The sequence below is a fragment of the Dethiosulfatibacter sp. genome, assembly GCF_983023055.1.
The window spans coordinates 1-2548 of the sequence record NZ_CEZJXU010000225.1; the positions used below are offsets into that span (position 1 = coordinate 1).

Annotated in this window: 3 protein-coding genes; 1 reads left to right on the forward strand and 2 read right to left on the reverse strand. The window is 38.6% G+C overall.

What is annotated here, in order from left to right; translation table 11 throughout:
* Both AC3AX0_RS08530 and guaB read right to left on the reverse strand, forming a co-directional pair.
* The coding region (locus AC3AX0_RS08530) for a glutamine amidotransferase-related protein (RefSeq protein ID WP_487549875.1) at positions 1-278 on the reverse strand (278 nt) is incomplete at its 3' end.
* Positions 279-291: 13 nt separating this feature from the next.
* On the reverse strand, positions 292-1746 hold the full coding sequence (guaB, locus tag AC3AX0_RS08535) for an IMP dehydrogenase (protein ID WP_487549876.1): 1455 nt from the start codon (positions 1744-1746) through the stop codon (positions 292-294).
* Positions 1747-1970: 224 nt separating this feature from the next.
* Here guaB and AC3AX0_RS08540 point away from each other — a divergent pair.
* Positions 1971-2548: DegV family protein (locus AC3AX0_RS08540; protein ID WP_487549877.1), on the forward strand; the 578-nt coding region annotated here is incomplete at its 3' end.

Consider the following 2548-nt stretch of genomic DNA (forward strand, 5'->3'; position numbering starts at 1 on the left):
GTTACCTTTCCGCCAAAGGTCTGTGCTATAAACTGACCTCCGTAGCAGATTCCAAGAATTGGAAGTCCAAGGTCGAATATTTCAGTAAGTGCCTTTGGTGCATTTTCTTCATATACACTTGCAGGTCCTCCTGAAAGGATGATTCCACTTGGATTCTTTTCCTTGATTCTTTCTATTGAAATGCTGTAAGGCATTATTTCACAATAAACTTTTGCTTCTCTAACTCTTCTGGCAATCAGCTGGCTGTACTGAGCACCGAAGTCCAATATTAGTATCATATTCTTTCTCCTCTTATTTGGTGCTATAGTTTGAAGACTCTTTAGTTATCTGGATGTCGTGTGGATGACTTTCCTTAAGACCTGCACCTGTTATCTTGACAAATCTTGCATCTGTTCTAAGAACGTCAATATCCCTGGCTCCGCAGTATCCCATTCCAGCCTTCAGTCCTCCTACCATCTGGTAGATAACCTCGCTGATTGGTCCCTTGAAAGGTACTCTTCCTTCAACGCCTTCTGGAACAAATTTCTTGACATCATCCTGAAAGTATCTGTCCTTGCTTCCCTGGTTCATGGCACCTTCTGATCCCATTCCCCTGTAAACCTTGAATCTTCTTCCCTGATACAATACTGTCTCTCCAGGACTTTCCTCTGTTCCTGCGAACATGGATCCCATCATTACAACATTGGCTCCAGCGGCAATTGCCTTGGGAATGTCTCCTGTGTATTTTATTCCACCATCTGCTATGATTGGTATTCCGTACTTTTTAGCTTCTTCAGCACAGTTGAATATTGCTGTAAGCTGAGGTACTCCAACACCTGCAACAACCCTTGTTGTACAGATTGATCCAGGTCCTATTCCTACCTTAATACAGTCGGCTCCTGCTTCTATAAGATCCTTAACTGCCGCTGCTGTTGCAACATTTCCTGCTATTACCTGAAGGTCAGGATACACGTCTTTTATTTTTCTAACCGAGTTTACTACACCCTCTGAATGTCCGTGGGCAGTATCCAAAGCTATAACGTCAACTTTTTTCTCAACAAGAGCAGCTACCCTTTCCATCATGTCGTCAGTAACTCCAACTCCTGCTCCTGCAAATAGTCTTCCATTTGAATCCTTTGCAGAATTTGGATATTTAATAGTCTTTTCAATATCTTTTATTGTAATGAGTCCGGCTAAAGTTCCATCTTTCGCAACAAGAGGAAGCTTTTCTATTCTGTGCTTGGACAAAATTTCAAGAGCATCATCCATTGATATGCCTTCCTTGGCAGTGATGAGACCCTTGCTTGTCATTGCTTCCTTGATTGGTTTTGTAAAATCATTTTCGAATCTTACATCTCTATTTGTGATTATTCCAATGAGTTTCTTTTGGTCATCTACAATGGGCACTCCTGATATTTTATATCTGCTCATTAGTTCAAGCGCGTCTTCAACCAGGTGTTCCTCCGAAAGGTAAAATGGGTCTGTTATGACTCCATGTTCCGATCTTTTGACTTTATCCACTTCTAAGGCCTGTGCTTCTATAGACATGTTCTTATGGATAATTCCTACTCCACCTTCCCTAGCCATTGCTATTGCCATCTTTGCTTCAGTTACAGTGTCCATACTTGCTGATACGAGTGGTATGTTCAGCTTTATCTTCTTTGTAAGTAAAGTGCTTACATCTACTTCCCTAGGCAGCACGTCCGACTTTGCGGGTACCAACAATACGTCGTCAAAAGTATATCCAGTTTCTAAAATCTTATCCATTGCAACTCCTCTCAAATATTAAATAATCAAATAATTAATGTCAAATTGATTATGCGATATATATTGTAATTTTATATAAACTATCAAAAAAAATATGCTCTGTCAACATATATATCATATTATATCTCATTAATTGTTAAAAAACATTTAAATTTTTATATTTTTAGTGAAATTTAAAAATTAACTGGTATAATTAAAGATAGATTAAAAAGGAAGGATAATTTATGGATAGAAAAATAATTGTAGACAGCTGTACAGACATTAATGATGAAATAAAGGATTATTTTGAAACAATACCACTTAAGATAGTAATTGACAGTGAAGAAATTACCGACAAGAACTTGGATACAAATTTTCTGCTCAATAAGATAAAAGGCAGCCTTACGCTGAAGACCGCATGTCCTTCACCTGGCGAGTATTACGATGCCTTCAAAAAGAACAAAGAGAATTTCGTTGTTACTCTTTCAAGCAAGCTAAGTGGCTCTTACAACAGCGCCTTAACCGCATGCGAAATGATTAAGGATAACTCCATTGACTCCTTTGTCCATGTATTCGACTCAAGGTCGGCTGCTACTGCACAATCAATGATTAGTATAAAAATAAAAGAGCTTATAGATTTAAACCACACTAAGGAAGAAATTGTAAGCATTACATCCAGTTATGTTGAAAAGCTTAAGACACTGTTCATCCTGGAATCCTACGATCACCTTGCCAAGGCCGGCAGACTCAGCAAGGTAAAGGCATCACTTGCAACATTCCTACAGATTTGTCCAATAATGAGTGCAAACAATGAAGGGGAAAT